Raw genomic sequence first — 24,353 nt, 5'->3', positions numbered from 1 at the left:
ACAGGAGTCTGGAAAGATGGGGGACGACGATGACGTCGCCCCCAGGTCAGGGACAAGCACCTCTCACCCGCACATCACAAGGAGCGGCCCGATGCCCATCGCAACCCCCGAGGTCTACGCCGAGATGCTCGATCGGGCGAAGGCAGGCAAGTTCGCCTACCCGGCCATCAATGTGACCTCGTCCCAGACCCTGCACGCCGCACTGCGTGGCTTCGCGGAGGCCGAGAGCGACGGCATCATCCAGATGTCCACCGGTGGTGCGGAGTTCCTGGGCGGCCAGTACAACAAGGACATGGTGACCGGTGCGGTCGCCCTCGCCGAGTTCGCGCACATCGTCGCCGCGAAGTACGACATCACCGTCGCGCTGCACACGGACCACTGTCCCAAGGACAAGCTGGACGCCTACGTCCGTCCGCTGCTCGACATCTCCGCCGAGCGTGTCGCCGCCGGCCGCAACCCGCTCTTCCAGTCGCACATGTGGGATGGCTCCGCCGAGACCCTCGCCGACAACCTGGCCATCGGCGAGGAACTGCTCGCCAAGGCCGCCGCCGCCAAGATCATCCTTGAGGTCGAGATCACCCCGACCGGCGGCGAGGAGGACGGCGTCAGCCACGAGATCAACGACGAGCTGTACACCACCGTCGATGACGCGCTGCGCACCGCCGAGGCTCTCGGTCTGGGCGAGAAGGGCCGCTACCTGCTGGCCGCGTCCTTCGGCAATGTTCACGGCGTCTACAAGCCGGGCAATGTCGTGCTCCGCCCCGAGCTGCTCAAGGACCTCCAGGACGGCGTGGCCTCGAAGTACGGCAGGGCCGCCGGCAGCCAGCCCTTCGACTTCGTCTTCCACGGCGGTTCCGGCTCCACGGCCGAGGAGATCGCCACCGCGCTGGAGAACGGCGTCGTGAAGATGAACCTCGACACCGACACCCAGTACGCCTTCACGCGGCCCGTCGCGGACCACATGCTGAAGAACTACGACGGCGTGCTGAAGGTCGACGGCGAGGTCGGTTCCAAGAAGACCTACGACCCGCGCACCTGGGGCAAGCTGGCCGAGGCGGGCATGGCCAAGCGTGTCACCGAGGCGTGTGGCGCGCTGCGTTCCACGGGCACCAAGCTGAAGTAACGCGCGCGAGCGGTATCTCGCGTACGGCGGACTCGTACGGCGGGCCCGGCACCCATCACGGTGCCGGGCCCTTGCCATAGCGTTCGCCCGGTCGCCACCGGGCTTCCGGGCGAGGATGATCCCCGTATGGACATCAGGCTGTCCTCCGCCAAGGGGCGTTGGGTCATTCTGACGACGGTGCTCGGCTCCACCATGGCCTTGCTGGACTCGACCGTCGTCAATGTCGCGCTGCCGCACATCGGGGACTCCCTCAACGCGGATCTCGCGGATCTCCAGTGGACCGTCAACGCGTACATGCTCACGCTGGCCGGGCTCATCCTGCTGGGCGGGTCGCTGGGCGACCGGTACGGCCGGCGGCGGATCTTCGTGATCGGGATCATCTGGTTCGCGTGCGGCTCACTGCTGTGCGGGATCGCGCCGAACGCCCTTGTGCTGATCGTCGCCCGCGCGCTCCAGGGCGTGGGCGGGGCGCTCCTCGTACCGGGCTCGCTCGCGATCATCCAGTCGAGCTTCCATCCGGACGACCGCGCGCGGGCCGTCGGGGTGTGGTCGGGGCTCGGCGGCGTCGGTGCGGCGATCGGTCCGTTTCTCGGCGGCTGGCTGGTCGACGGTCCCGGCTGGCGCTGGGTGTTCCTGATCAATGTGCCGCTGGCCGCGCTGTGCGTGCCGGTGGCGCTGCGGCACGTACCGGAGACCCGGGATCCGGCGCACCACGGCCGGTTCGATGTGCTGGGCGCGTTCCTCGGTGCGGCGGCGCTGGCGCTGATCACCTACGCGCTCATCGGCAAGGATGTCTGGTCGGGGGTGGCGGGGGTGCTGGTCGCTGTGGTCTTCGTGCTGGTCGAGCGGCGCAGGCCGGACCCGATGCTGCCGCTGTCGATCTTCGCGTCCCGCCAGTTCACCGCCGTGAACCTGGTGACGCTCTGCGTCTACGCGGGGTTCGGAGGGTTCTTCTTCCTGGCCGCGCTCCAGCTCCAGGTGGTCGTCGGGTACTCGGCGCTGGGCGCGGGGGCGGCCCTGCTGCCGACGACCGTGCTGATGCTGCTGTTCTCCGCGCGCTCCGGCGGGCTGGCGGAGCGGATCGGCCCGCGGATCCCGCTCACCGTGGGGCCGCTGCTGTGCGCGGCGGGGCTGCTGCTGATGCTGCGGGTGGGCCTGGGCTCCTCGTATCTCGCGGATGTGCTGCCCGCGCTGGTGGTGATGGGGATGGGGATGGTGACGCTGGTCGCGCCGCTGACGGCGACGGTGCTGGCCTCCGTGGACAACACGCGCGCGGGTCTGGCCAGCGGCATCAACAACGCGGCGGCCCGTGCGGCGGGCCTGCTCGCGGTGGCCGCCCTGCCGCTGCTGACGGGCACGGGCCCGGAGGCGTACCGCTCGGCGACGGCGTTCGACGCCACTTTCCACCGTGCAATGCCGATCTGCGCGGGGGTGCTGGCGGTGGGCGCGCTGATCGCGTGGGCGACGGTACGTACGCCGAAGGAGGCGGCCGGCCGCACCGAGCCCGAGTGCCGGGTGAACTGCGGGCTGTCCGCACCGCCCCTGGAGCAGCTGGCGGGGGAGGCCGGGGCCGGCGGGAGCGGGGGCGGGACGGCCGGAGGCGGCGGTTGGCCTGGCGGCGGTGCGAGCGGAGGGCCGGGCGGTCGGCCCGGCGGCGGTGCGAGCGGAGGACCGGTCGGTCGGCCCGGTGGAGGGCCGGGCGGCGGTGACGGATCCGGTGGCGGTCCGGGCGGGGGTTCGGGCGGAGCCGGGGAAGCGGGGCCCACCGGGCCGGGGCAAGGCAGACTGTAGGTATGGCCATCCATGAAAACCTCCTGGGGGGACCGCCCCCCACTCAGCTGCCCGATGATCCCGAGCCGCGTGAGCTGCTCGCGAACGGCACGCCGCCCGCCGACGTCGCCGCGAAATATCCGACATCCTCGCTGGCCTGGGCACAGCTCGCCGACGGCGCGTTCGAGGACGGCCGCGTCGTCGAGTCGTACGCGTACGCCAGGACCGGTTACCACCGCGGGCTCGACTCCCTGAGGCGCAGCGGTTGGAAGGGGCACGGCCCCGTGCCGTGGGAGCACGAGCCGAACCGCGGCTTCCTGCGCGCCCTGCACGGGCTCGCCCGCGCCGCGCAGGCGATCGGGGAGCAGGACGAGTACGAGCGCTGCGCGACGTTCCTGCGCGACTCCTCGCCGCTCGCGGCCGACACCCTCGGCTGACCGGCACGCCACCCCTGTTCTCTCGCGGCCGACACCGGCCGACGGAGGCTGATCGCGGCTGACCGCCGCCGATCGTCCCGAAACGGAACCCATCGAAGGCCCCGCCCGTCATCCAGGGCGCGGGCCTTCGATCTTGATCGATCGCGCGCGCCGCAGATCATCAGCCCGCCCCGGCACAGAGGCCCCCACCCGCGCCTCTCCCCCCAAGCCGGTCGCACCAGGGGAGAAGTCCGTTTTGGGAAAGCGTGCCGCCGCCCGCCGCATAGGCCGCCGTGGTCGTGACCGTGTCCGTGCCCGTGTGCGCGGGAGGCGTCGCGGTCACGGCCGTCCGCTCGCCCGGCTGGTGCTCGCGGGGCTGGGCCTGGTCGCCGTACTCGTCGGCGCGGGCGCCGCTCTCGCGTCCTGGCGGAGCGGCGATACGGGGGACAGCGCGGCCATCACGACCGCCGACGTGATCACCGCGTCCCCCGTCGCGCCGCCCCCGAAGCCGCCGCCACCGTCGCCGACCGTGACGCCCGGCGAGCCCGGCAAGCCGAGCGAGCCGGCCGCGGAGCGGTCTCCGAAGGTGACGCCCCGCGTCCCCGCCTCGGGCCCCGGCACCTTCACCACCGCGCAGGCGCACGGCGACCCGGTCGGCGACGGGCCACTGCGCCGCTACCGCGTCCAGGTCGAGAACGGGATCGACATCTCCGCGAAGGAGGCGGCGGCCGAGATCGAGCGGATACTCGCCCATCCGCGCGGCTGGGCCGCGCACGGCCGGGGCTCCTTCCAGCTCGTCTCCGCGCACGCCGACTTCGTCATCCGTATCGCCACCCCGGCCACCGCCGACAAGCTCTGCGGTGCCCAGGGACTGGACACCCACGGCGAGCTGAACTGCGAGACCCTGGACGGCGTCGTGGTCAATCTGCGGCGCTGGGTCCTGGGGTCACCGACGTTCGACGGGCCGGCCTCCGAATACCGGCATCTGGTCATCAACCACGAGGTCGGCCATGAGATCGGCCTGCGCACGCACCTGGGCTGCTCCGGCCCCGGCCGGCCCGCGCCGGTGATGATGCAGCAGATCAAGGGCCTGGACGGCTGCGCCTCCAACGCCTGGCCGTACAGCGAGGACGGGAAATACATCACAGGCCCCGAACTCTGACCCCGGATTATGATGCCGGGAGGGGACCGGGGCTCCGTAACCAACACGGAAGGGGCGGACCGCTACCCGGCACATATCGAGGAGACAGAGATGTCGCACGCCCCCGATGTCCCCGAAGCCGGTTCGGACGCCCCGAACCTCGACTTCGCCGGGACCACCCCGTACGAGGACTACGTCCAGGCGGACGTCCTCACCCATTTGCAGCATCCGCGCTCCGACGACCCCGGCGAGATGGTCTTCCTCGTCACCACACAGGTCATGGAGCTGTGGTTCACCGTCCTCGTCCATGAGTGGGAGACCGCGTCCCGCGCGCTGCGCGAGGACCGGATCCCGGTCGCGATCGACGCGCTCAAGCGGTCCGGGCACGAGCTGGAAGCGCTCAACGCCTCCTGGACACCGCTCGGCCGCCTGACACCCGCGCAGTTCAACTCGTACCGCGCCGCGCTCGGCGAGGGCTCCGGTTTCCAGTCGGCGATGTACCGGCGCATGGAGTTCCTGCTCGGCGACAAGTCCTCGTCGATGCTCGTCCCGCACCGCGGCGCGCCGCGCGTCCACGCCGAGCTGGAGAAGGCGCTCCAGGAGCCCAGCCTGTACGACGAGGTCCTGCGGCTGCTCGCCAGGCGCGGGCTGCCGGTGCCCGCGGAGGTGCTCGACCGCGATCTCTCGCGGCGGTACGAGCCGTCGCCGGCGGTCGAGGAGGTCTGGGCCGGGATATACGGCCGGCCCGATCAGCACACCGAACTCGTCCGGCTCGGTGAGGCGCTGACGGACGTCGGCGAGCTGGTGTGGCGATGGCGCAACGACCATCTGGTGGCGACCCGGCGGGCGATGGGTTCCAAGACCGGTACGGGCGGATCCGCGGGCGTGGCCTGGCTGGAGAAGCGGGCCGCGAAGAACGTGTTCCCCGAGCTGTGGACGGCGCGCAGCCATGTCTGAGACACACGAGACCGCCGCGACCCCGACCCCCCGTGAGCACCACGCCCCCCAGGGCGCGTCCCTCGCCGTACAGGCGGCGGTGCTCGACGCGGCCGACGAACTGGCCGGACTGCGCGAGCTGTTCGCCCTCCATGACGACTCCGTCTATCTCGACGGGAACTCACTGGGCGCGCTGCCCCGCCATGTCCCCGAGCGCGTCCAGGATGTGATCACCCGTCAGTGGGGCGAGCTGCGCATCCGCTCCTGGACGGAGAGCGGCTGGTGGACCGCGCCCGAGCGGATCGGCGACCGGATCGCCCCGCTCGTGGGCACCGGGCCCGGCCGGATCGTGGTCGGCGACTCCACCAGCGTCAATGTCTTCAAGGCCGTGGTGGGCGCGGTACGTCTGCTGGACCCGGCGGAACCGGCCAGGGACGAGATCCTCGTCGACGCCACGACCTTCCCCACGGACGGATACATCGCGCGGTCCGCGGCCCGGATGACCGGTCTGCCGATCGTCCCCGTCGACCCGGAGAACCTGCTCGGCGCGCTCGGGCCGCGTACCGCCGTCGTGCTCGTCAACCATGCCGACTTCCGGACCGGCCGGCTGCACGACCTCCCCGGGATCACCGCCGCCGCGCACGAGGCCGGGGCGCTCACCGTCTGGGACCTCTGCCACAGCGCGGGCGCCCTGCCGGTCGAGCTGGACGCGCACGGCGTGGACCTCGCGGTCGGCTGCACGTACAAGTACCTGAACGGCGGGCCCGGTTCGCCCGCCTTCCTCTACGTCGCCGAGCGCCACCAGGCCCGCTTCGACTCCCCGCTGCCCGGCTGGAACTCGCACACCGACCCGTTCGCGATGTCCGCGGACTTCGCGGCGGCGGAGGGCGCGGTACGGGGCCGGGTCGGCACCCCCGACATCCTCTCCATGCTCGCCCTGGAGGCGGCCCTCGACGTCTGGGAGGGGGTGAGCCTGGCGGCGGTACGGGAGAAGAGCCTCGCGCTCACGGACTTCTTCCTGGAGTGCGTGGCGGCGTACGCGCCGCCGGACCGGGTCCGTTCGCTGACCCCCGCCGCGCACGCCGAGCGCGGCAGCCAGATCGCGCTGCGCTGCGCCGAGGCGCCCGCCGTCATGGCGGAGCTGATCGCCCGGGGGATCGTCGGGGATCTGCGCAGGCCGGATGTGCTGCGCTTCGGATTCACCCCGCTCTATACACGTTTCGCCGACGCGGAACGGGCGGCCAGGGTGCTCGGCGAGGTCCTGACGGAGGTGCCGGCCGGGGGCTAGCCCCGGTCAGGCCGCGGCCGGACACAACGCCGGGGCCACGACGACCCGGCGGTCGCCCGTGCGACCGCCGGGGATCGGGGTGAGCGGGCCCGCGCGGGGCTGATAGCGTCCCGGCTGATCAGGTCAATTCGGCCCCCGTACCGAAAGGTTGGAGCAAGATGCCGGACCCCGCCGCGCGCGATGCCCTCGCTCGTGACGCCGCAGAGACCGAATCGGTCTTCTCCCATCCGGTCGTCCGGCCCGATGCCACCGCCGCGTACGGCGAGCACCCTGATCAGGTGATCGACTTGTACGCTCCCCGCGGCAACCAGGAGCGGGTGCCGCTGGTCGTCGTTCTGCACGGCGGCGCCTGGCGCGCCGCGTACGACCGTGCGCATCTGACGCCCTTCGCGGACTTCCTGGCCCGGCGCGGATTCGCCGTCGCCAATGTCGAGTACCGGCGGGGTCCCGGGCTCCCGCAGCAGGGCGGCGGGCCGCCCCAGGCGGGCCGCTGGCCCGAGACGTTCGACGACGTGGCCGCGGCGATGGACGCGCTGCCCGCGCTGGCCGCCGACGCGCTGCCGCAGGCCGACGCGCGGCGGACCGTACTGACCGGCCACTCCGCGGGCGGCCATCTCGCGCTGTGGGCGGCGGCCCGGCATGTGCTGCCGGTGGGCTCGCCGTGGCGGCTGCCGGAGGCCCCGCCGCTGCGCGGGGTCGTCGCGCTGGCGCCGATCGCGGATCTCGTACGCGCCGTGGAGCTGGATGTGTGCGGCGGGGCCATCGTCCAACTGCTCGGCGGCGAGGAAGAGTTCAAGCGGCACAGGGAGAGCGCGGACCCGGCGGTGCTGCTGCCGACCGGGATCGCCACGGCGGTGGTGCAGGGCCGTACGGACGTCACCGTGCCGTACACGGTCTCCGAGGCGTTCGTGGACGCGGCCGGGCGGGCGGGCGAGATGGTGGGGCTGACGCTGCTGGAGGAGGTCGGCCACTTCCCGCTGATCGACCCGGCGGCGGACGCGTGCGCGGTGGTGGCGGAGGAGATCGCCCAGCTCGCCTGGTGAGTCCGTGTGTCTCCCGTAGCCGTGTGTCTCCCGTATACGTGTCACCGGCACGTGTGCCTCCCGCACGTGGGTGCCTCCCGCACGTGTGCGCCTCCCGCACGTGTGCGCCTCCCGCGAGTGTGTCCTCCACACGCCCGACGGCCCGGGAGGCCCGGAGGCCCCGGAGACGCGGGAGGCCCGGGAGATGCGGACAGAAACCGACCGCAAGTCTTCCTACGGTCTCCCCATGACCAAGAACACCAGCCAGACCGTGCTCGTGACCGGTGCCACCGGAACCGTGGGCCGCCAGGTCGTCGCCGCACTCCTCCGCCGCGGCCACACCGTCCGCGCGCTCACCCGTGACCCCGAGAAGGCGAGGACCGGCCTTCTCTCCCACTTCCCGTCGGGCGTCTCCGGCGTGGACGTCGTACAGGGAGACCTCACCGACCCCGCGAGCCTCGCCGCCGCCCTCGACGGTGTCACCGGGCTGCATCTGATCACCTTCGGCGGGGCACTGTTCGCGCCGCTGGAGACCGGCCCCGAGATCATGGAGCTGGCGCGGAAGGCCGGCGTGCGGCGGGTGACCGTCCTCTTCGGCGGCGAGGAGACCCCGCTCCAGCGGGCCGTCGAGACGAGCGGGCTGGACTGGACCGTGGTGCAGCCCGTCGAGTTCATGTCCAACGCGCTGGAGTGGGCCGAGGCGATCCGTACGGAGGACACCGTGCGCGAGCCGTTCACCGGCCGACTGAGCGCCATGGTCCACGAGGCCGACATCGGCGCGGTCGCGGCGGTCGCGCTCACCGAGGAGGGGCACGCGGCCCGTACGTATCTGATCACCGGGCCCGAGGTGCTCACCCTCCAGGACAAGGTGGACGCGCTGGCGGCGGCCAGGGGCGGGGAGATCACGCTCGTGGAGCTGAGCGAGGAGACGGCGAGGCAGCGGTGGCGCGCGGCGGGCCATCCCGAGGAGCTGATCGACTTCCTGATCATGGTGTACCGGGACACCCCGCCCGAGGGCAGGACGGTGGTCGGCACGGTCGAGGAGGTCACCGGCAGGCCGGCCCGTACGTTCGCGGAGTGGGCGGCGGAGCACGCCTCGGCGTTCCGGGCCTGACCTCGGCCGCGTCCGGTCGGCGTTCCGGGCCTGACCTCGCCCGCGTCCGGTCGGCGTTCCGGACCTGACCTCGCCCGCGTCCGGTCACGGTCCGGGCCTGAACCCCGGCCGCGTCCGGTCACGGCCGTCGCGTCGTACGTGGTCACCGGTCGGCGCGTCCTCCCTGGTGACAGCGGGGGTGCGCGCCGTAGTACCTGGGACGGACGGGCAAGGATCCGCTTCGCTGGTGACGACCCCGTCCCTCCCTCCACTTACCGTGGCAACGTGACCGAGACAGATACCGGGAAGACCCGGAGCCCTGAGATCCGCTTGGCTGCGGGACTGATGAGCGGCCTGCGCGAGGACCTCTTCCACGATGCCTTCGCCTACCGTCCGCTCAAGCCGATGCGGACCGACGGCCCGATCACCCGTCGGCTGCCCGGCCGGATACGTGAGTACGCCGCCTGGACCCCGCACGCCGTGATCGTGGGGTGCGCGCTGATGGTGCTGTTCGCCGGCGCCGCCAGAGAGGGCGCCGTGATCGGCCTCCTTCCGGCGATTCCCGTGCTGCTCACCATGGCCAGGCCGGTCGGCGCCTGGTGGCTGTCGCTGGGATCCAGCGGCTTGCTGGGGCTCGTGGGATATGACAACTGGCCCTGGGGGCCCGCCAGTTTCCTCGGGTATCTCACCGTGCTGACGGTGGCCGCGATCCGTACCCACCCGCGCACGGGCGCCTATATGTGGGCGGCCACGGCGGCGTACTCCTTCTTCATGGAGGTCGTCTTCAACCGTGGGTACGGGTCCGGAGTCCCCACCTCGCTGATGATGCTCTTCTTCTCCGCGATCATCCTGCTGATCGTGACCGTGCTGCACATCCGCCGGGAGGCGCGGCAGGAGGTCGCCGCGCAGCAGAGTGTCACCGCCGTCGAACGCGACCGGCGCACGCTGCTGGAGGAGCGCACCACCATCGCCCGCGAGCTGCACGATGTGGTCGCCCACCACATGTCGGTCGTCGCGATCCAGGCCGAGGCCGCCCCGTACCGCGTGGAGAACCCGCCGCCGGAGCTGGAGCAGGCGTTCGCCACGATCCGGGAGAACGCCGTCGCCGCGCTGACCGAGCTGCGCCGGGTCCTCGGGGTCGTACGGGCGGAGGACTACCAGGCCCCCGACGCTCCGCAGCCCACGCTGGCCGATCTCGACGGGCTCCTCGGGAACGTCCGGGACGCCGGGCTGACCGTGGAGAAGGCGATCACCGGATCCGTCCGCTCGCTGCCCCAGGGCGTGGAGCTGTCGGCGTACCGCATCGTCCAGGAAGCCCTGAGCAACGCGCTCCGGCACGCGCCGGGCTCGACCGCGCGCGTCGAGATCGCGTACGTACTGGGCGGGCTCGGCCTGCGGATCGTGAACACCCCGCCGCGCGGCCTGGTCAAGCCGTCGCCCGGCTCGGGGCACGGGATCACGGGGATGCGGGAGCGTGTCACGATGCTGAACGGTGAGATGACCGCGGACCTCCTGGAGGACGGCGGCTACGAGGTCGCGGCCTTCATTCCGGTGGCCGCCGTGCAGGACGGGGACGCGTCATGACCATCCGGGTACTGATCGTCGACGATCAGGTGATGGTCCGCGAGGGCTTCTCGGTGCTGCTGAACGCGATGCCGGACATCGAGGTCGTCGGTGAGGCGGTGAACGGCCGCGAGGCCGTCGGCCAGGTCGCCGCGCTCCACCCCGACGTGGTGCTGATGGACATCCGCATGCCGGAGCTGAACGGTATCGAGGCGACCCGCGAGATCGTCGCGGCGAACGCCGACGCGAAGGTCCTGGTGCTGACCACCTTCGACCTCGACGAGTACGTCTACCAGGCGCTGCGCGCCGGTGCCTCGGGCTTCCTGCTGAAGGACGCCTCGGCCCGCCAACTGGCCGACGGCGTACGGGTGGTGGCCTCCGGCGAGGCGCTGCTCGCGCCGACGGTGACCCGCCGCCTGATCACGGAGTTCTCCAAACTCTCGGAGACCCCGCGCGCGCCCGCGATGGCCCGGATCGGCGATCTCACGGAGCGCGAGACGGAGGTCCTGGTCCTGATCGCCCAGGGCCTGTCCAACGCGGAGATCGCCGAGCATCTGGTGGTCGCGGAGTCCACGATCAAGACGCATGTGAGCCGGATCCTGGTGAAGCTCGGGCTGCGGGACCGTACGCAGGCGGCGGTGTTCGCGTACGAGGCGCGGCTGGTGACGCCGGGCTGAGCCGATGCCGGGGGCCGCGTGGGCGCGGGCTGGCGAGTACCGGTCATTTGATCACTCGCACGGGTGATCGCACCGGACGGAACCGTTTCGTCCGCTCGGGGTCACGTCACGCTGGTGTCCGCCTGACAGGAGGTGCACCATGACAGTTATGGCAGAGCGCGCGGTCCAGATGTCCGTCGAGGAGTTCGAGAGGATCGCCACACTCATCGAGAGGGAGTCCGACACCGTCAGGTTGGAGTTCATCAACGGACGGATCGGGTTCAAGGGCGTGACGGACGGCGACCACAGCGAGATCATCAGATGGCTGCAACAGCGCTGCATGCGAGTCCGGCCCGACCTGTGGCTTTACGCGGGGGGCGAGTTGGGGCTACTGGTCGAGGCGTACCGCAAGGGCCGCGCCAAACCCGACGCCGTGCTTGCCCCGGAGGGGAATTTCGCGGGGCAGGGAGACTGGGCCGACCCGGCGCGCGTGGTGATGACGGTCGAGGTCACGTCGTACGACTGGGACACGGACCGGCGGGACCGTAAGGAGAAGCCCGCCGCCTACGCCGCCGCGGGCATCCCGATGTATCTGCTGATCGATCGTGACCACTGCACGGTCACCGTGCACAGCGATCCGGCGCCGGACGGCTACGGCTATCTCCAGGTGGCGGACTTCGGCAAGAAGGTCGTCCTTCCCGACCCCGTGGGCATCGAGCTCGACACCGAGGAATTGAAGAACTACGTCCGCTGACGCACGCGGTGCCACACATCGGCCCGCCTTGTCCACAGCCTGTGGACAAGGCGGGCCGCTGTCCGTTTCCGGTCAGTTCAGCAGGTCGCGGCGGCGCAGCCCCGCCAGTCCCGCCCCCACCAGCGCCACCGCCAGCAGCGTCAGCACCACGGCCGGCGTCCACGCCATGTCCCCGCCCGGCAGCTTCGGCAGGTGTCCGAACGGCGACAGGTTCATCACCGACTGCGGCAGATCCAGTACCGGACCGATCCAGCCCAGGGCCAGGGCCAGGCCCGCGACGCCCCACGCCGCCACCGCCGCCTTCGGGAAGGCGCCGTACAGCAGGACCGCCAGCCCGCCCAGGACCCAGATCGCGGGCAGCTGGACCAGGGCGGCGCCGAGGATTCCCGGCAGGTCGTCGCCGTATCCGAGGAACAGGCCGAGACCGCCGAGCGCCATGATCAGGCCCGCGCCGCCGAAGGCGATCACCAGATGCCCGGCGGCCCAGCGGAGCCGGCCGACCGCGCCTGCGAGGACCGGTTCCGCGCGCCGGCCGGTCTCCTCGCCGTACAGCCGCAGCACCGACGCGACCACGTACAGCGCCGCGACCATCCCCAGCATGCCGACCATCGCGGCGAGGAAGGCATCGGTCACTCCCTGCTGCCCGCCCATCCGCTGGATGATCTCCTGGGTCTGCTGGTTGTCGCCGACCAGCTCCGCCGCGCCGTCGGTGATACCGCCGAACATGAGCCCGGCGAGCAGGAAGCCGCTTCCCCAGCCGAACACGCTGCCGCGCTGGAGGCGCCACGCGAGCCCGCCCGCCGTGGTGAGCGTGCCCGTCGCGGGTCCCGGCCGCGCGGCGAGGAAGCTCATGCCGATGTCGCGCCGGCCCGCCAGGGTGTACGCGAGGACCGCCTGTACGGCGATCGCGGCCAGCAGGACCAGCAGCACCCACCAGCGTTCGCCGGCGAAGGCGCGTACGTTCTCGGCCCAGCCGATCGGGGAGAGCCAGGTCAGCGGGGACGAACCATCGTCCGCCGACGCGTCGCCCGCCGCTTTGAGTACGAACGCGGCGCCGATGGCGGCGGCCGTCAGCCCCTTCGCGAGCCGGGCGTTCTCGGTGATCTGCGCGGTGATGGCGGCGGTGCAGGCGAAGAGCATGCCGACCCCGCCGGTCGCGAGGCCGAGCGCCAGCGCGCCGGTGGCGTTCTGTCCGTTGCCGACGAGCCCGGCGGCGACCGCCAGGACCAGCGCGGCGTTGGCGATCAGCGCCGTGAGCAGCGCCGCGGTCAGTGGCGCCCGGCGTCCGACCATCGCCGAGGAGAGCATCTCCTGACGGCCCGTCTCCTCTTCCTCCCGGGTGTGCCGTACGACGATGACCAGGCTCATCACCGCCGCGAGCGCGGCCCCGAAGGCGACCATGCGCCAGGAGGTGAGCCCGCCCACGGAGTCGCTGAAGACGGGTCCGTACAGGGCGCGCAGCGAGCCGTTGGCGGACATCGACCGGACGAGGGCGGCCCGCTCGGCGTCCGTGTCGTACAGCGTCGAGACGGACTGGGTGACGGACAGGTACGAGGCGCCGAGCACCAGTACCCACACCGGCAGGATGATCCGGTCCCGGCGCAGGGCGAGCCGCAGGAGCGTTCCGGTGCCGGCGAGCTGCCGGCCGCCGCCGGTGCGCGCCACCGGTACGGCCAGGGTGGCGGTGGTCATCACGCGACCGCCCCGCCCGCCGCGTAGGCGTCGTCGGCCCCGTGGGCGCCGTCGGCCCCGGGCGTGTCATCGGCCGCGTAGTGCCGCATGAACAGCTCCTCCAGGGTGGGCGGAGTGCTGGTCAGCGAGCGGATGCCGGATGCGGAGAGCGAGCGCAGTACGGCGTCCAGCTTGTCGGTGTCGACCTGGAGCCTGACGCGCTTCCCCTGGATGTCGAGGTCGTGCACGCCGGGGAGCCCGGCCAGTCCGTCCGGCTCGCGGGACAGCTCCGCGCTCACGCTCGTACGGGTCAGATGGCGCAGTTCGGAGAGCGAGCCGGACTCGACGGTCACGCCCTTGCGGATGATGCTCACCCGGTCGCAGAGCGCCTCGACCTCGCTCAGCACATGGCTGGAGAGGAGCACGGTCCTGCCCCGGTCGCGCTCCTCCTCGACACACCGCTGGAAGACCTCTTCCATCAGCGGGTCGAGCCCGGAGGTCGGCTCGTCGAGGATCAGCACGTCGACGTCCGAGGCGAACGCGGCGACGAGGGCGACCTTCTGCCGGTTGCCCTTGGAGTACGTACGCCCCTTCTTGGTGGGGTCCAGCTCGAAGCGCTCGACGAGATCGGCCCGCCGGGCCGCGTCCAGGCCCCCGCGGAGCCGCCCGTACAGGTCGATGACCTCACCGCCGGAGAGGTTGCGCCACAGGGTCACGTCCCCGGGTACGTAGGCCACGCGGCGGTGCAGCTCGACGGCGTCCTTCCACGGGTCCCGGCCGAGCAGCTGGGCCGCGCCGGAGTCGGCACGCAGCAGTCCGAGGAGCACTCTGATGGTGGTGGACTTGCCGGCTCCGTTGGGTCCGAGGAAGCCATGGACCTCGCCGGCCTCGACGGCGAGGTCGAGGCCGTCCAGCGCGTGCGTCCGGCCGAACGACTTGTGCAGTCCGGCGACCGTGATTGCCTTCGTCATGCTTCGGAACGTACGCTACTTTCACAAACTTATGAAGTTAAGGAAGCGTAAAAAGAGTTCGGGTTAAGATCGAGGGGGACGCCGAGCAGGGGAGACGAGGGGCCGATGAGCAGCGAGGACCAGCGCCGGAGCGCGAACGGGACCGAGGGCGTGCACCCGAGCGTGAACGAGAGCGGGAGCGCGGGCGCGGGCGCGGGTGGTACGCGGCGCGACGAGGAGGCCGTGTCCCGGTTCGTGGAGCGCTTCGCGGCCGAGTTGACCGAGGCCGGGATGCAGCGCACGGCGTCCCGGGTCTTCGCGGCGCTGCTCAGCTCGGACGACGCGAGCATGACCTCCGCCGAACTGAGCGAACAGCTGCGGATCAGCCCCGCGGCCGTCTCGGGGGCCGTCCGCTATCTGACCCAGGTCAGCATGATCGGCAGGGAACGCGACCCCGGCTCCCGCCGCGACCGCTACCGGCTGCACAACGAGGTCTGGTACACCACCTTCGCCCAGCGCGACTCCGTACTGACCCGCTGGGAGAACACCCTGCGTGACGGCGCGGCGACGCTCGGCAGCGACACCCCGGCGGGGGCGCGGGTGGCGGAGACGGTCGAGTTCTTCGAATTCCTCCAGAAGGAACTGCTCGCGCTGATGGACCGCTGGAAGGTCTACAAGGAGACCGGGCGCCCGGCGGATGCCGGGGGCGCGGGCTGACGTTACGGGGGGCGCGGGGACTGAGGCGGCGGAGACTGAGGCGGCGGGCGTCTCCTCGGCCTGCGGACAGGGGGCCTCAGCCGGTGGACACGGACCTCAGCTGGTGGACACGGACCTCAGTCGGTGGACACGGGCCTCAGCCCGTGGGCTCCCGCCGCCGGTACGCGCGTTTGACGGCACCTCCCACCAGGCCCGTCGGCGTCAGCGCGATACGTCCGGCGGCGTGTGCGGCAGCTGCCGCTCCAGCAGCCCCGCCCGCTGCGCCCGTTGTACGGTCAGTTGCCGCGCCCCGCTTCCCCGTACCGCTCGCGTCCAGCAGAGCCCCGTACCACCGGGAAGCGCGATCACCCCGCCGGTCCGGGGGTCGCCGCACCACCACAGGACGCCGCCCGGGGCGGGCCGGACCGGGTGGTAGCGGCTCCCTACCGCCCACACGGTCAGTGGCCACAGCTCTCCGGTCGCCGGGTCCCGCAGCACCACCGTCGCGGCCCGCCATCCGCGCGGGACCGATACGGCGACGCAGACGGTCCAGGGGGCCGCCGCCAGGTGGCGCCGCATCCGGCCGGAAAGCCGGAGGGAGACGAGGCCCATACCCAGCGCGGCCAGGGACAGCGCCAGCAGATTCGGCATCAGCTCGACCACGTCGTGCAGGCCCCGGCCGGCCGCGATCAGGCCGATGATCCCGCTGCCGACCAGCATGGCCAGACCGGCGCGCACCCACGTACCGGCGCGCGCCCGGTAGCGGGCCAGCGCCTCGGCCGTGTCCGTGACATCCAGCGCAGGGTTCTGCGACGCGTGGTTCTGCATAGATGTGCCCCCCCGGGCTCGGAACCGAGGGCCGAGACTACCTGGGGCCCGCCCCCGCCCCGGCCCCCCTCCCGGACCCCGGGCCCGCCGCCGTCGGGAGCGTCAGCTGCCATGCCCCCGGCCTGAGCGTCCAGGTCCGCGTCCGTACGGGGCCCGTGACGCGGGTGTCCGCGCGGTAGCGGAAGTCCGCGCCCGAGACCGTGACGGACAGCGCGCTGGCGCGGACCGGCTCGGGCGAGGCGTGCGTACGGATCACGACCTCGGCGCGGCCCCCGCGGGACGACACCCGTACGCCCTCGACCGGCTCGTCCAGATCGTTCAGCAGCACACCGTCCGCCTCCACCCTCAGCCGATGGTGTGTATGTGCGGCGAACACATACGGGACCGGCCGTACGAGCGTGCGGACCAGGGAACGGCAGGTGTGCCAGACCGACCCCGCCGCCGGGGCCGCGCCCGGCGCGCGCGCCGCGGGCAGCGCCGGGATCCGCAGATCCCCCAGCACCACCCCGTCGCTGTCGTCCACCAGCAGATCGAGCCGGCGCGCCGCGCCGTCCAGCACGGCGCGCGCCGCCGCCACCGCGCCCGTGGGCACGCCCAGGGAACGGGCCAGCTCCACGGAAGCGCCGATCGGCACCAGCGACAGCGCGCCCGAGGCCAGCTCCCGTTCCCGGTGGAGGAGGGCGACGGTCCGCAGCAGCGCCCGGTCGTCGCCCACGACCACGGGGCGTCTGCTGCCCCGCCGGGCCAGCGCCCGCGCGAATTCCTCGGGGCCGTCGGGCAGACACAGCTTCACCCCCGCACCCGCGCTCAGCACGTCCTTCGCGATCCGCACCGATTCGCCGTCGGTCCTGCGGGCGAAGGGGTCGATGACCACCAGAAGCTGTTGCGCACCGTTCTCGGCGGGCTCTGGAGCCGACACCTCGGTCCTTCCTCGGGTAGCATCTTTGTGCAAGAGCCCCTTGCGCTATTGCGCCAGGGGCTTCGTCTATTCCGGGGCATCCGGTTCGACGGTCAGGACCGCGTCGTACAACGTTGTGCGATGTCATACGCGTAGATATGGCGTACACGCGCCGTATGAACGGCGTTTGCGCGCCCCCTGACCTTGGACATGCCCCGCCCGGAAGGGGTGTACGCCTGTGCCCGCACTTGTGCTGCTCGGTGCTCAGTGGGGTGACGAAGGCAAGGGAAAGGCCACCGACCTGCTCGGTGGGTCCGTGGACTATGTCGTGCGCTATCAGGGCGGCAACAACGCCGGCCACACGGTCGTCGTGGGCGACCAGAAGTACGCACTGCACCTTCTCCCTTCCGGAATCCTCTCACCGGGGTGTACCCCGGTGATCGGCAACGGAGTGGTCGTCGACCCGGCTGTCCTGTTCTCCGAGCTGAGCGGGCTCAACGAGCGCGGCGTCGACACATCCAAGCTACTGATCAGTGGTAACGCGCACCTGATCACGCCGTACAACGTCACCGTCGACAAGGTGACGGAACGGTTCCTCGGCAAGCGGAAGATCGGTACGACCGGCCGCGGCATCGGCCCGACCTACGCCGACAAGATCAACCGCACCGGCATCCGCGTCCAGGACCTCTACGACGAGTCGATCCTGGAGCAGAAGGTCGAAGCGGCGCTGGAGTCCAAGAACCAGCTGCTCGCCAAGGTCTTCAACCGGCGCGCCATAGAGTCCGGCAAGGTCGTCGAGGAACTGCTGACGTTCGCCGGCCAGCTCAAGCCGTACGTCGCGGACACGACGCTGATCCTCAACAACGCCATCGACGAGGGCAAGGTCGTCCTCTTCGAGGGCGGCCAGGGCACGCTGCTCGACGTGGACCACGGCACGTACCCCTTCGTCACCTCGTCCAACCCGACGGCGGGCGGCGCCTGCACGGGCTCGGGGGTCGGGCCGACGAAGATCACCCGGGTCATCGGCATCCTCAAGGCGTACACGACACGCGTCGGCGCCGGACCGTTCCCGACGGAACTGTTCGACGAGGACGGCGAGGCGCTGCGCCGCATCGGCGGCGAGCGGGGCGTCACAACGGGCCGCGACCGCCGCTGCGGCTGGTTCGACGCGGTGATCGCGCGCTACGCGACGCGGGTCAACGGCCTGACGGACTTCTTCCTCACCAAGCTCGACGTGCTCACCGGCTGGGAGCGGATCCCGGTGTGTGTGGCGTACGAGATCGACGGCAAGCGCGTCGAGGAACTCCCGTACAGCCAGACGGACTTCCACCACGCGACGCCGGTGTACGAGTACCTGCCCGGCTGGTCGGAGGACATCACGAAGGCGAAGACCTTCACCGACCTGCCGAAGAACGCGCAGGATTACGTGAAGGCGCTGGAGGAGATGTCGGGAGCGCCGATCTCGGCGATCGGCGTGGGTCCGGGCCGTACGGAAACGATCCAGATCAACTCGTTCCTGTAGGAACGGCGCTCGGCCGGTTCGGGTCCGGGCGAGGGGCCTCCGGGGAGGATCCCCGGGGGCCCGGACTCGGTCACACCATCCCGGCATATCGGTCACACCATCCCGGCATAGAGGAAGCCGCCGGGCTGCGCCGGGTCGGCGACTAGGAGGACCTGGTCGCCGGCGCGCGGGGGGATCTACCGATCCCAGGTTTGGGTGGGGTGTGGGGGTGGGGGTTCGTGCCGAGGGGTAGTCGGGGCGGCCCCCCACCCGTCATTGAGCGCACCGGGTCACCACGGTTACCCCTTGGTGTGAACCCGCACCCATCCCAGAGCAGTTCTCGCGGTGCTCTCGTCAGACAATGACAGGGATGGTCTCGGCGGAGTTGGTGGACCAGTTGGTGACGATGGGCTCGTCCACGGTGGCCATGTCGGGGAGTTCCAGCTCGGCCGGGTTGGGGTCGTCTTCGGTGAGGGCGATGATGACGTTCCCGAACTCCGTGCCCCCATCGGTCACAGTGGTCTTGGCGTCGATGCCGGTGTACGCGACGGCGGAGCCGGTGAGCTGGATGGGGTCTTCGCCGCCCTGTCCGACGGGGGAGGCGACGCCGTCGGCGTCGGAGCCGAAGGACACGGTCGGGGTGTTGACGTCCAGGTAGCAGGTGATGCCGGGCTTGGCCTTGGCGGCGACGAGGTAGTAGCCGCCGACTCCGGACTCCCAGGTGACCGTGAAGTCCATGTCGTTGGTGCCGCAGGACTGCCCGTAGCCGCTCTTCCCGCCGTCGTCGGAGGCGGTCTTGATGGTGGAGCCGCTGGAGTCGGAACCGTTGGAACCGGACTTGGCGGTGGAGGCGTTGTCGCTCCCACTGCTGTCGGCCGAGGCGACGGAGGAAGAGGCTGCGGCGCTGCCAGTGTTCGAGCCGTCGTCGGCGCTGCAAGCGGTGGTGGTGGCGGCCAGGGCCGTCACGGCCGCGGCGGCCAGGACGAGACGGGTGGAACGGGCGGCGAGACGCGAGCGCATCATGATCTCCAGCGGCTGTCGATTGCGGTGCTTCCTGCTGACACCGACGACACTAGGGCTGGGTCGATCCTGAAATGATCCTGCGCATGTCCGGGTTCTGTCTCAGCGATTTCGGTTCCAAAAGACGCGGACATGCCGCGTCGAACCGTGCGGGGCCGGACTGTGCCCGGCCCCGCTCCGGGTCAGGCCGACCAGGTGAGGAACCGCGCCCAGGCGTCGGGGGCGACGGTGAAGGTAGGGCCTTCGACGTTCTTCGAGTCGCGGACGTGGACGCTGTGCGCGCAGGCGGCGACCTCTACGCACTCGCCGCCGCTGGAACTGCTGTAGCTGGACTTGCGCCAGTCGAGGGCGACCTCGATGCACTGGCCTCCGGCGTCGCTGCTGTAGCTGGACTTGAACCACCGCAGGGTGCTGCTCATTCCTGGACTCCCGCCAACCGCTCGATGAGGCCCAGTGATTCGCGAGGACCCAGGGCCTGTGCCCGGATTTTCGCATATCGCTGGGCGTACGTGCTCACCTTTGCGGGGTCGCTGATCAGAAGGCTCTCGTCCTGTGGCTCCAGGTAAACGAGGTGCTCGTGGTTCGGAGTCTCCACCAGCGTCATCTCGCCCCGATCACCTGCGTACTCGCCGCTCAGACCGCAGTCCAGCGGTAGCACCTGGAGCGTCACATTGCGCCGCTTCGCGGACTCCGCGAGCTGAACCAGCTGTCGGTGCATGATCTCCTTACTCCCGATTGGCCGAGTGAACACCGATGCATCCAGGATCAGTTCGAGTAGCGCAGTCGGCTCCCGATCGAAGATCGCCTTCCGCGCCATCCTGACCTCGACCAGCTCTTCCACCCGCTGCTCAGGCAGCGGTGGATAGCCTCCGCCGATCAGCGCTCGCGCGTACTCCTCCGTCTGGAAGAGCCCGTGGATGACTTGCGTGGTGTAGAGCTGGAGTCCCACCGCCTTCTGCTCCAGCAGCACATAGTCCTTGAACTGCTCCGGATACTTGTCCAGCCGTACGTACTCCCGAGCGCCCTCGAAGATCCCCGTCCCCTCCCCGAGCACCCTCTCCAGCGCCACCAGCATCTCGTCACTCGCCGGTTGCGCGCACGTCTCCATCGCGCTCACCGCCGCGCCCGAGAAGCCCATCTCCTTTCCCAGCTGTTCCTGCGTCAGCTTTTTCTTGATGCGCATCCTGCGGGCGACATCAGCCACCAGTCGCGTCGCAGGACCCGCCGTTTCCTTGTTTTCCGCTCGCGCCATCGCGATCACCTTTTCGACTCAACCGGACTCAACCGGTCACAACCGAGACTTACGGAATTCGACCTTCCGTAAAGGGTGTTCGGGCAGGTCAACCCCTGTCCGACGTACCCCTTCCAGACATGGAAAACGCTAGCCAGCGGAGGTCAGAATGTCCCTATGGATGCGACAACTCGCCAATTAGGTGACATCGATTGGATTCCGGCCTCCGGATTTCAGCTCCGTAAAGCGGGATGCCGATTCGATGCCGTGAGGGTCGACGCGGATGACGGCCGTCGCCTCGCCGACATGCTGGAGGCGCTCTGCGGTGGTGAACCCGGGCCGGTGGTCTGCGAGGCGAATAGGCGGCGGGGAATGTATTTCCTGGTGCCGCCGGGAAGTACCGCCCACCGGTCCTGGCCGCCCGGTGTTCAGCGGTTCAACTCAGCCCGGAATATGGTCAGTTACGTACCGGTGCCCGCGCTGTCGGGGCGTACGTGGCCGCTTTCCTGGTACTTCCCGCCCACGGCCCGCGACCGCTTCGTCCACCCGCTCCTTCTGCTGAACGCGGCGATCGCGCTCCTCAGCGAGCCGCCGGGGCGAGACGTCCTGGAGACGGTCGGCTTCCGTCTCTCCACGCTCGACGTCCACGACGGCGACTGAACTCAGTTCTCCTTGGTGTACGTCAGCGACTCGCCGGCCGTCGTCACCCGGCGCAAGGTGCCGTCCGGCTCGATCGTCAGCTCCGTCGGGGTGCCGGGCGTGCAGGAGGACATGGGTTCGCCGGTGGTGACGGTGGAGGGGCCGATACGAAGCGGCTCGTCCGGGGACGGGGCCGACGCCAAGGGGGCCGCGAAGACGCAGTGGTATGTGCCGTCGCCGGGTGGGCCGTCCACGGTCAGGGAGAGGACCGTATCGCCCACCTCGCCCTGCTCGATGACGAGTTCGCGGCTGCTGCTGCCCGTGCTGGTGTCCACTGCTGCGGTCCACGTGCCCAGATACCGCGTGGGCACGTCGCCGTCCTTGGTCTCCTCCCCGGAGGGGGACGGGGAGGGATCGGCGGACGGTTTCGACGAAGGGCCGGCCGGATCGTCGGCCGAGGGCGTCGGGTCGGCCGTGCCGCTGACGCGTGTGCTCTTGTCGTCGCCGTCCATGAAGGCGTACACCGAACCGCCCGCCCCGATCGCGACGACCACGGCCACGGCGATCAGCGCGATCGTGGCGCGGGTGTTGCGCGGCGCGGGTTCGGGCTCCGGGGGCGTGGCGTACGTCGGTGTCATGCCGTTCGGAGGGGTGGGGCCGAAGGCCGTGTGCTGGGGCGGGTAGTACTGCGCGGGAGGGTGCGGCGGGCCGTATCCCGGCTGCGGATAGCCGTACGGCTGCGGAGCGGGACCCGGAGCGGCTGCCGGACCCGGAGCAGGTATCGGACCGGGAGCGGCTGCCGGACCGGGAGCGGCTGCCGGACCCGGAGCAGGTATCGGACCGGGAGCGGCTGCGGGACCCGGGGCAGGTATCGGACCGGGGGCAGGTGCCGGGCCCGGAGCAGGTGCCTGGGTGGGTGTCGGGGCCGGGAAGGCGCCCGTCGGTTTCGGAGTCGGGGCAGGACCCGGTCGAGTCGGCGCCAGCCGCAGCGTCTGTTCCGACGGCGTCTCCGCCCGCACCCCCGGCCCCGGCTCCGGCTCCGGTCCCTTCTTCGTCCCCGGCACCGGCACCGGTCCCGGTCCCGGCAGCGTTTCCTGGCCCAGTTTCCGCAGCTGGCCCGTCGGGTCCTCGTGCTCCAGCAACTCCACCGCGTGCCGTCCCAGTTGGGCCAGCAGCCCGCCCGGCAGCCAGGGTTCGCCGCCCGGTCCCGCCCCCGAGTCCGCCGCCTCGCCCACCCGGGCCAGTACGTCCCGTGTCGTCGGCCGCGCGGCCGGATCCTTCTCCAGACAGCCGCGTACCAGCTCGGACAGGCCCTCGGGCAGTCCGGTCAGATCCGGTTCCTCCTGCGCGATACGGAACATCAGCGCGTGCACACCCGTGTCCGCCGTGCCGAAGGGCAGCCGGCCCGTCGCCGCGTACGTCAGGACCGAGCCCAGGCAGAACACATCGCACGCCGCCGTCACCCGGTCCCCGCGTACCTGCTCCGGCGCCATGAAACCGGGCGAGCCGATCAGCGAGCCGGTCCGGGTGAGGCCCTCGTCCGCGACCGGTTCCAGCGCGCGGGCTATGCCGAAGTCGATGACGCGCGGCCCGTCGATCGTCACCAGCACATTGGACGGTTTGAGGTCGCGGTGGATGAGGCCCGCCGCGTGGATGTCCTGGAGCGCGTGGGCGAGGCCCGACGCGAGGATACGAACGGAACGTTCCGGCAGCGGACCGTAACCGCCACCAGCCGTGCCGCCGGGCCCGCCCGGCCCGCCCGGCCTGCCGGGACCGCCGGGACCGCCGGGACCGCCGGGACCGCCCGAGACGACCGTGTGGAGCGAGGGGCCCGCCACGTATCCCGTCGCCAGCCAGGGCACCGGCGCCTCCGTGTCGGCGTCGAGGACCGGCGCCGTCCACGTACCGCCGACCCGGCGCGCCGCCGCGACCTCCTGCCGGAACCGGCCGCGGAACTGTTCCTGCGCGGCCAGCTCCTCGTGGACGAGTTTGACGGCGACCGTACGACCCCGGTCGGAGCGCGCCAGATAGACCTGGCCCATGCCGCCCGCGCCGAGGCGTGCCAGCAGCCGGTAGGCGCCTATGCGTTGCGGATCGTCAGCTGCGAGTTTCTCCATGGCCGGCCGGCCCCTCCCCATCGTCACGCCTCGGATCATCTCGCATGACACGGCCGAACTCATCGCCTCCCTCGAACGAAACCTCTACGGACCGGTGTTCGCCGGAGCGACGGGCTTCGTTCGAGGGCTTCGTTCGAGGGCTTCGTTCGTACGCTCCTTTCACGGGGTCCGGGGCTCCTCCCACGGGCTCCGGGTTCCGTCACGCTTACTCGGGCCAGGCCGAGTTCTCGATCACGTCGACGAAGTCCGTCCGTACGAACCCGGGCGAGAAGCGCGCCAGCACATCCGCCTTCACATTGCCGAAGGTCGTCTCCGGCCGGTGTTCGATCCCCTCCGTGAACGCCTGGAGGATCCGGCGCTTGAAGTCGGGCCGGGGATGGGCCGCCACGACCTGCTGCCTCACCTTGTCCGGTACGGCGTCCAGCCCCATCCCCAGCACATCGAACTCGACCCCCGCCGTGACCAGCGCGACTTCGGGCTCCATGTGCGACGGGATCTCCGGTGTCGTGTGCAGGGCGATCGCGGTCCAGACGATCCGCGCGCTCTCCTGCGAGAGCCCGTGGCTCAGCAGGAAGTCGCGGGCGGCGTCGGCGCCGTCGAGTTCGAAGCGCTGCCGCGAGGCGCGGTAGCTCTCGGTCAGGCCGAGGTCGTGGAACATCGCGCCGATGTAGAGCAGCTCGGGGTCGTACGTGAGTCCGCGCCGCCGTCCCTGGAGCGATCCGAAGAGGAACACCCGGCGGGAGTGGTCGTACAGCAGGGGGCTGGTGGTGTCCCGCACCAGCTCGGTGGCCTCCTTGGCGAGGGCGCTGTCGGGGATCTCGATACCGGCGATGCGTTCGGCTGAGGCTGGGGCTGACATGGCGGGTTCCTTTCGCGACGCTGCTTCGGCTTCGGCTTCGGCTTCGGCTTCCACTTCCGCTTCGGCTTTGGCTTCCACTTCGGCTTCCACTTCGGCTTCGGCTTCGGTCTTCCACTTCCACTGTCAGCCCGCTGCCCCTGCCCCTGCCATGTCTATCAGGACCCGTATCCCACACATATGG

General features: G+C 71.0%; 23 protein-coding genes. 14 read left to right on the top strand and 9 right to left on the bottom strand.

Going from position 1 to position 24,353, the window contains the following annotated elements; translation table 11 throughout:
* Positions 1-91: 91 nt before the first annotated feature.
* From fbaA to ACIOGX_RS11910, 11 genes are all read left to right on the top strand, one after another.
* On the top strand, positions 92-1,123 hold the full coding sequence (fbaA, locus tag ACIOGX_RS11960; RefSeq protein WP_356515243.1) for a class II fructose-bisphosphate aldolase: 1,032 nt from the start codon (positions 92-94) through the stop codon (positions 1,121-1,123).
* Between the two features lie 126 nt (positions 1,124-1,249).
* Positions 1,250-2,914: an MFS transporter gene (locus ACIOGX_RS11955; protein WP_401912375.1), complete on the top strand. Its 1,665-nt coding sequence runs from the start codon at positions 1,250-1,252 to the stop codon at positions 2,912-2,914.
* A 2-nt stretch (positions 2,915-2,916) separates the two neighbouring features.
* Complete coding sequence (locus tag ACIOGX_RS11950; RefSeq protein ID WP_129769900.1) at positions 2,917-3,330, top strand: DUF3151 domain-containing protein; 414 nt, start codon at positions 2,917-2,919, stop codon at positions 3,328-3,330.
* Between the two features lie 298 nt (positions 3,331-3,628).
* Complete coding sequence (locus ACIOGX_RS11945) at positions 3,629-4,471, top strand: DUF3152 domain-containing protein (RefSeq protein WP_401912372.1); 843 nt, start codon at positions 3,629-3,631, stop codon at positions 4,469-4,471.
* 90 nt (positions 4,472-4,561) lie between these two features.
* Positions 4,562-5,407 (top strand): tryptophan 2,3-dioxygenase family protein, encoded by an 846-nt coding sequence (locus ACIOGX_RS11940; RefSeq protein WP_401912369.1) that lies wholly within the window; start codon positions 4,562-4,564, stop codon positions 5,405-5,407.
* Entirely contained in the window at positions 5,400-6,674 is a 1,275-nt protein-coding gene (kynU, locus tag ACIOGX_RS11935) for a kynureninase (protein WP_401763906.1), read from the top strand. Before ACIOGX_RS11940 ends, kynU begins: the two co-directional genes overlap by 8 nt.
* A 158-nt stretch (positions 6,675-6,832) precedes the next feature.
* Positions 6,833-7,717, top strand: a complete 885-nt coding sequence (locus ACIOGX_RS11930; protein WP_401912366.1) for an alpha/beta hydrolase — start codon at positions 6,833-6,835, stop codon at positions 7,715-7,717.
* 226 nt (positions 7,718-7,943) lie between these two features.
* Positions 7,944-8,810, top strand: coding sequence for an SDR family NAD(P)-dependent oxidoreductase (locus tag ACIOGX_RS11925; RefSeq protein WP_401912364.1), 867 nt, complete (start codon positions 7,944-7,946; stop codon positions 8,808-8,810).
* Positions 8,811-9,134: 324 nt separating this feature from the next.
* Positions 9,135-10,373, top strand: coding sequence for a histidine kinase (locus ACIOGX_RS11920; protein ID WP_356515570.1), 1,239 nt, complete (start codon positions 9,135-9,137; stop codon positions 10,371-10,373).
* Entirely contained in the window at positions 10,370-11,029 is a 660-nt protein-coding gene (locus tag ACIOGX_RS11915) for a response regulator transcription factor (RefSeq protein ID WP_030353201.1), read from the top strand. The genes ACIOGX_RS11920 and ACIOGX_RS11915 overlap by 4 nt, the downstream gene beginning before the upstream one ends.
* Positions 11,030-11,168: 139 nt before the next feature.
* Positions 11,169-11,762 carry a Uma2 family endonuclease gene (locus tag ACIOGX_RS11910; protein WP_129769893.1) on the top strand — a complete coding sequence of 198 codons (594 nt, stop codon included), beginning with the start codon at positions 11,169-11,171 and terminating at the stop codon, positions 11,760-11,762.
* A gap of 72 nt (positions 11,763-11,834) precedes the next feature.
* Here the strand turns inward: ACIOGX_RS11910 and ACIOGX_RS11905 are convergent, their stop codons facing one another.
* Both ACIOGX_RS11905 and ACIOGX_RS11900 read right to left on the bottom strand, forming a co-directional pair.
* A complete protein-coding gene (locus ACIOGX_RS11905) occupies positions 11,835-13,454 on the bottom strand; it encodes an ABC transporter permease (protein WP_401912360.1) in 1,620 nt (539 codons plus the stop codon).
* Positions 13,454-14,404, bottom strand: coding sequence for an ATP-binding cassette domain-containing protein (locus ACIOGX_RS11900; protein WP_401912357.1), 951 nt, complete (start codon positions 14,402-14,404; stop codon positions 13,454-13,456). Before ACIOGX_RS11900 ends, ACIOGX_RS11905 begins: the two co-directional genes overlap by 1 nt.
* 105 nt (positions 14,405-14,509) lie before the next feature.
* Between ACIOGX_RS11900 and ACIOGX_RS11895 the strand changes: the two genes are divergently transcribed.
* Positions 14,510-15,100, top strand: coding sequence for a GbsR/MarR family transcriptional regulator (locus tag ACIOGX_RS11895; protein WP_383961880.1), 591 nt, complete (start codon positions 14,510-14,512; stop codon positions 15,098-15,100).
* 201 nt (positions 15,101-15,301) lie between these two features.
* Here the strand turns inward: ACIOGX_RS11895 and ACIOGX_RS11890 are convergent, their stop codons facing one another.
* Both ACIOGX_RS11890 and ACIOGX_RS11885 read right to left on the bottom strand, forming a co-directional pair.
* The gene (locus ACIOGX_RS11890) at positions 15,302-15,907 is read right to left on the bottom strand and encodes a hypothetical protein (protein ID WP_401912355.1); all 606 of its coding nucleotides are present in this window, start codon (positions 15,905-15,907) and stop codon (positions 15,302-15,304) included.
* A gap of 37 nt (positions 15,908-15,944) precedes the next feature.
* Positions 15,945-16,826: a diacylglycerol kinase gene (locus tag ACIOGX_RS11885; RefSeq protein ID WP_401912352.1), complete on the bottom strand. Its 882-nt coding sequence runs from the start codon at positions 16,824-16,826 to the stop codon at positions 15,945-15,947.
* A 217-nt stretch (positions 16,827-17,043) separates the two neighbouring features.
* Here ACIOGX_RS11885 and ACIOGX_RS11880 point away from each other — a divergent pair, with 217 nt between their 5' ends.
* Positions 17,044-18,327, top strand: a complete 1,284-nt coding sequence (locus ACIOGX_RS11880) for an adenylosuccinate synthase (RefSeq protein WP_356515267.1) — start codon at positions 17,044-17,046, stop codon at positions 18,325-18,327.
* Between the two features lie 333 nt (positions 18,328-18,660).
* Here ACIOGX_RS11880 and ACIOGX_RS11875 read toward each other — a convergent pair whose 3' ends face one another.
* From ACIOGX_RS11875 to ACIOGX_RS11865, 3 genes are all read right to left on the bottom strand, one after another.
* Positions 18,661-19,326: a hypothetical protein gene (locus ACIOGX_RS11875; protein ID WP_401913374.1), complete on the bottom strand. Its 666-nt coding sequence runs from the start codon at positions 19,324-19,326 to the stop codon at positions 18,661-18,663.
* Between the two features lie 182 nt (positions 19,327-19,508).
* Positions 19,509-19,745 (bottom strand): DUF397 domain-containing protein, encoded by a 237-nt coding sequence (locus tag ACIOGX_RS11870; protein ID WP_401763884.1) that lies wholly within the window; start codon positions 19,743-19,745, stop codon positions 19,509-19,511.
* Positions 19,742-20,578, bottom strand: a complete 837-nt coding sequence (locus ACIOGX_RS11865) for a Scr1 family TA system antitoxin-like transcriptional regulator (protein WP_401763881.1) — start codon at positions 20,576-20,578, stop codon at positions 19,742-19,744. Before ACIOGX_RS11865 ends, ACIOGX_RS11870 begins: the two co-directional genes overlap by 4 nt.
* A 156-nt stretch (positions 20,579-20,734) precedes the next feature.
* Between ACIOGX_RS11865 and ACIOGX_RS11860 the strand changes: the two genes are divergently transcribed.
* Complete coding sequence (locus ACIOGX_RS11860; RefSeq protein WP_240045291.1) at positions 20,735-21,217, top strand: hypothetical protein; 483 nt, start codon at positions 20,735-20,737, stop codon at positions 21,215-21,217.
* A 2-nt stretch (positions 21,218-21,219) separates the two neighbouring features.
* Here the strand turns inward: ACIOGX_RS11860 and ACIOGX_RS11855 are convergent, their stop codons facing one another.
* Entirely contained in the window at positions 21,220-23,313 is a 2,094-nt protein-coding gene (locus tag ACIOGX_RS11855; RefSeq protein ID WP_401912348.1) for a serine/threonine-protein kinase, read from the bottom strand.
* Between the two features lie 205 nt (positions 23,314-23,518).
* A complete protein-coding gene (locus ACIOGX_RS11850) occupies positions 23,519-24,172 on the bottom strand; it encodes an HD domain-containing protein (RefSeq protein WP_356515273.1) in 654 nt (217 codons plus the stop codon).
* Between the last annotated feature and the right edge of the window lie 181 nt (positions 24,173-24,353).

Source organism: Streptomyces sp. NPDC088147, from assembly GCF_044741565.1.
In the GTDB taxonomy this organism is placed as follows: domain Bacteria; phylum Actinomycetota; class Actinomycetes; order Streptomycetales; family Streptomycetaceae; genus Streptomyces.
Note: the sequence above shows the minus strand (reverse complement) of the source record. Positions and strands in the feature narration are given on the sequence as shown.

What these genes read in the sequence shown, in the direction of transcription:
- ACIOGX_RS11915 (WP_030353201.1), top strand. Translation starts at nt 10,370, where the DNA reads ATGACCATCCGGGTACTGATCGTCGACGATCAGGTGATGGTCCGCGAG.
- ACIOGX_RS11855 (WP_401912348.1), bottom strand. Translation starts at nt 23,313, where the DNA reads ATGGAGAAACTCGCAGCTGACGATCCGCAACGCATAGGCGCCTACCGG.
- ACIOGX_RS11940 (WP_401912369.1), top strand. Translation starts at nt 4,562, where the DNA reads ATGTCGCACGCCCCCGATGTCCCCGAAGCCGGTTCGGACGCCCCGAAC.
- ACIOGX_RS11890 (WP_401912355.1), bottom strand. Translation starts at nt 15,907, where the DNA reads ATGCAGAACCACGCGTCGCAGAACCCTGCGCTGGATGTCACGGACACG.
- ACIOGX_RS11905 (WP_401912360.1), bottom strand. Translation starts at nt 13,454, where the DNA reads ATGACCACCGCCACCCTGGCCGTACCGGTGGCGCGCACCGGCGGCGGC.
- ACIOGX_RS11895 (WP_383961880.1), top strand. Translation starts at nt 14,510, where the DNA reads ATGAGCAGCGAGGACCAGCGCCGGAGCGCGAACGGGACCGAGGGCGTG.
- ACIOGX_RS11900 (WP_401912357.1), bottom strand. Translation starts at nt 14,404, where the DNA reads ATGACGAAGGCAATCACGGTCGCCGGACTGCACAAGTCGTTCGGCCGG.
- ACIOGX_RS11865 (WP_401763881.1), bottom strand. Translation starts at nt 20,578, where the DNA reads ATGGCGCGAGCGGAAAACAAGGAAACGGCGGGTCCTGCGACGCGACTG.
- ACIOGX_RS11870 (WP_401763884.1), bottom strand. Translation starts at nt 19,745, where the DNA reads ATGAGCAGCACCCTGCGGTGGTTCAAGTCCAGCTACAGCAGCGACGCC.
- fbaA (WP_356515243.1), top strand. Translation starts at nt 92, where the DNA reads ATGCCCATCGCAACCCCCGAGGTCTACGCCGAGATGCTCGATCGGGCG.
- ACIOGX_RS11875 (WP_401913374.1), bottom strand. Translation starts at nt 19,326, where the DNA reads ATGCGCTCGCGTCTCGCCGCCCGTTCCACCCGTCTCGTCCTGGCCGCC.
- ACIOGX_RS11920 (WP_356515570.1), top strand. Translation starts at nt 9,135, where the DNA reads ATGAGCGGCCTGCGCGAGGACCTCTTCCACGATGCCTTCGCCTACCGT.
- ACIOGX_RS11910 (WP_129769893.1), top strand. Translation starts at nt 11,169, where the DNA reads ATGACAGTTATGGCAGAGCGCGCGGTCCAGATGTCCGTCGAGGAGTTC.
- ACIOGX_RS11950 (WP_129769900.1), top strand. Translation starts at nt 2,917, where the DNA reads ATGGCCATCCATGAAAACCTCCTGGGGGGACCGCCCCCCACTCAGCTG.
- ACIOGX_RS11850 (WP_356515273.1), bottom strand. Translation starts at nt 24,172, where the DNA reads ATGTCAGCCCCAGCCTCAGCCGAACGCATCGCCGGTATCGAGATCCCC.
- kynU (WP_401763906.1), top strand. Translation starts at nt 5,400, where the DNA reads ATGTCTGAGACACACGAGACCGCCGCGACCCCGACCCCCCGTGAGCAC.
- ACIOGX_RS11930 (WP_401912366.1), top strand. Translation starts at nt 6,833, where the DNA reads ATGCCGGACCCCGCCGCGCGCGATGCCCTCGCTCGTGACGCCGCAGAG.
- ACIOGX_RS11955 (WP_401912375.1), top strand. Translation starts at nt 1,250, where the DNA reads ATGGACATCAGGCTGTCCTCCGCCAAGGGGCGTTGGGTCATTCTGACG.
- ACIOGX_RS11925 (WP_401912364.1), top strand. Translation starts at nt 7,944, where the DNA reads ATGACCAAGAACACCAGCCAGACCGTGCTCGTGACCGGTGCCACCGGA.
- ACIOGX_RS11860 (WP_240045291.1), top strand. Translation starts at nt 20,735, where the DNA reads ATGGATGCGACAACTCGCCAATTAGGTGACATCGATTGGATTCCGGCC.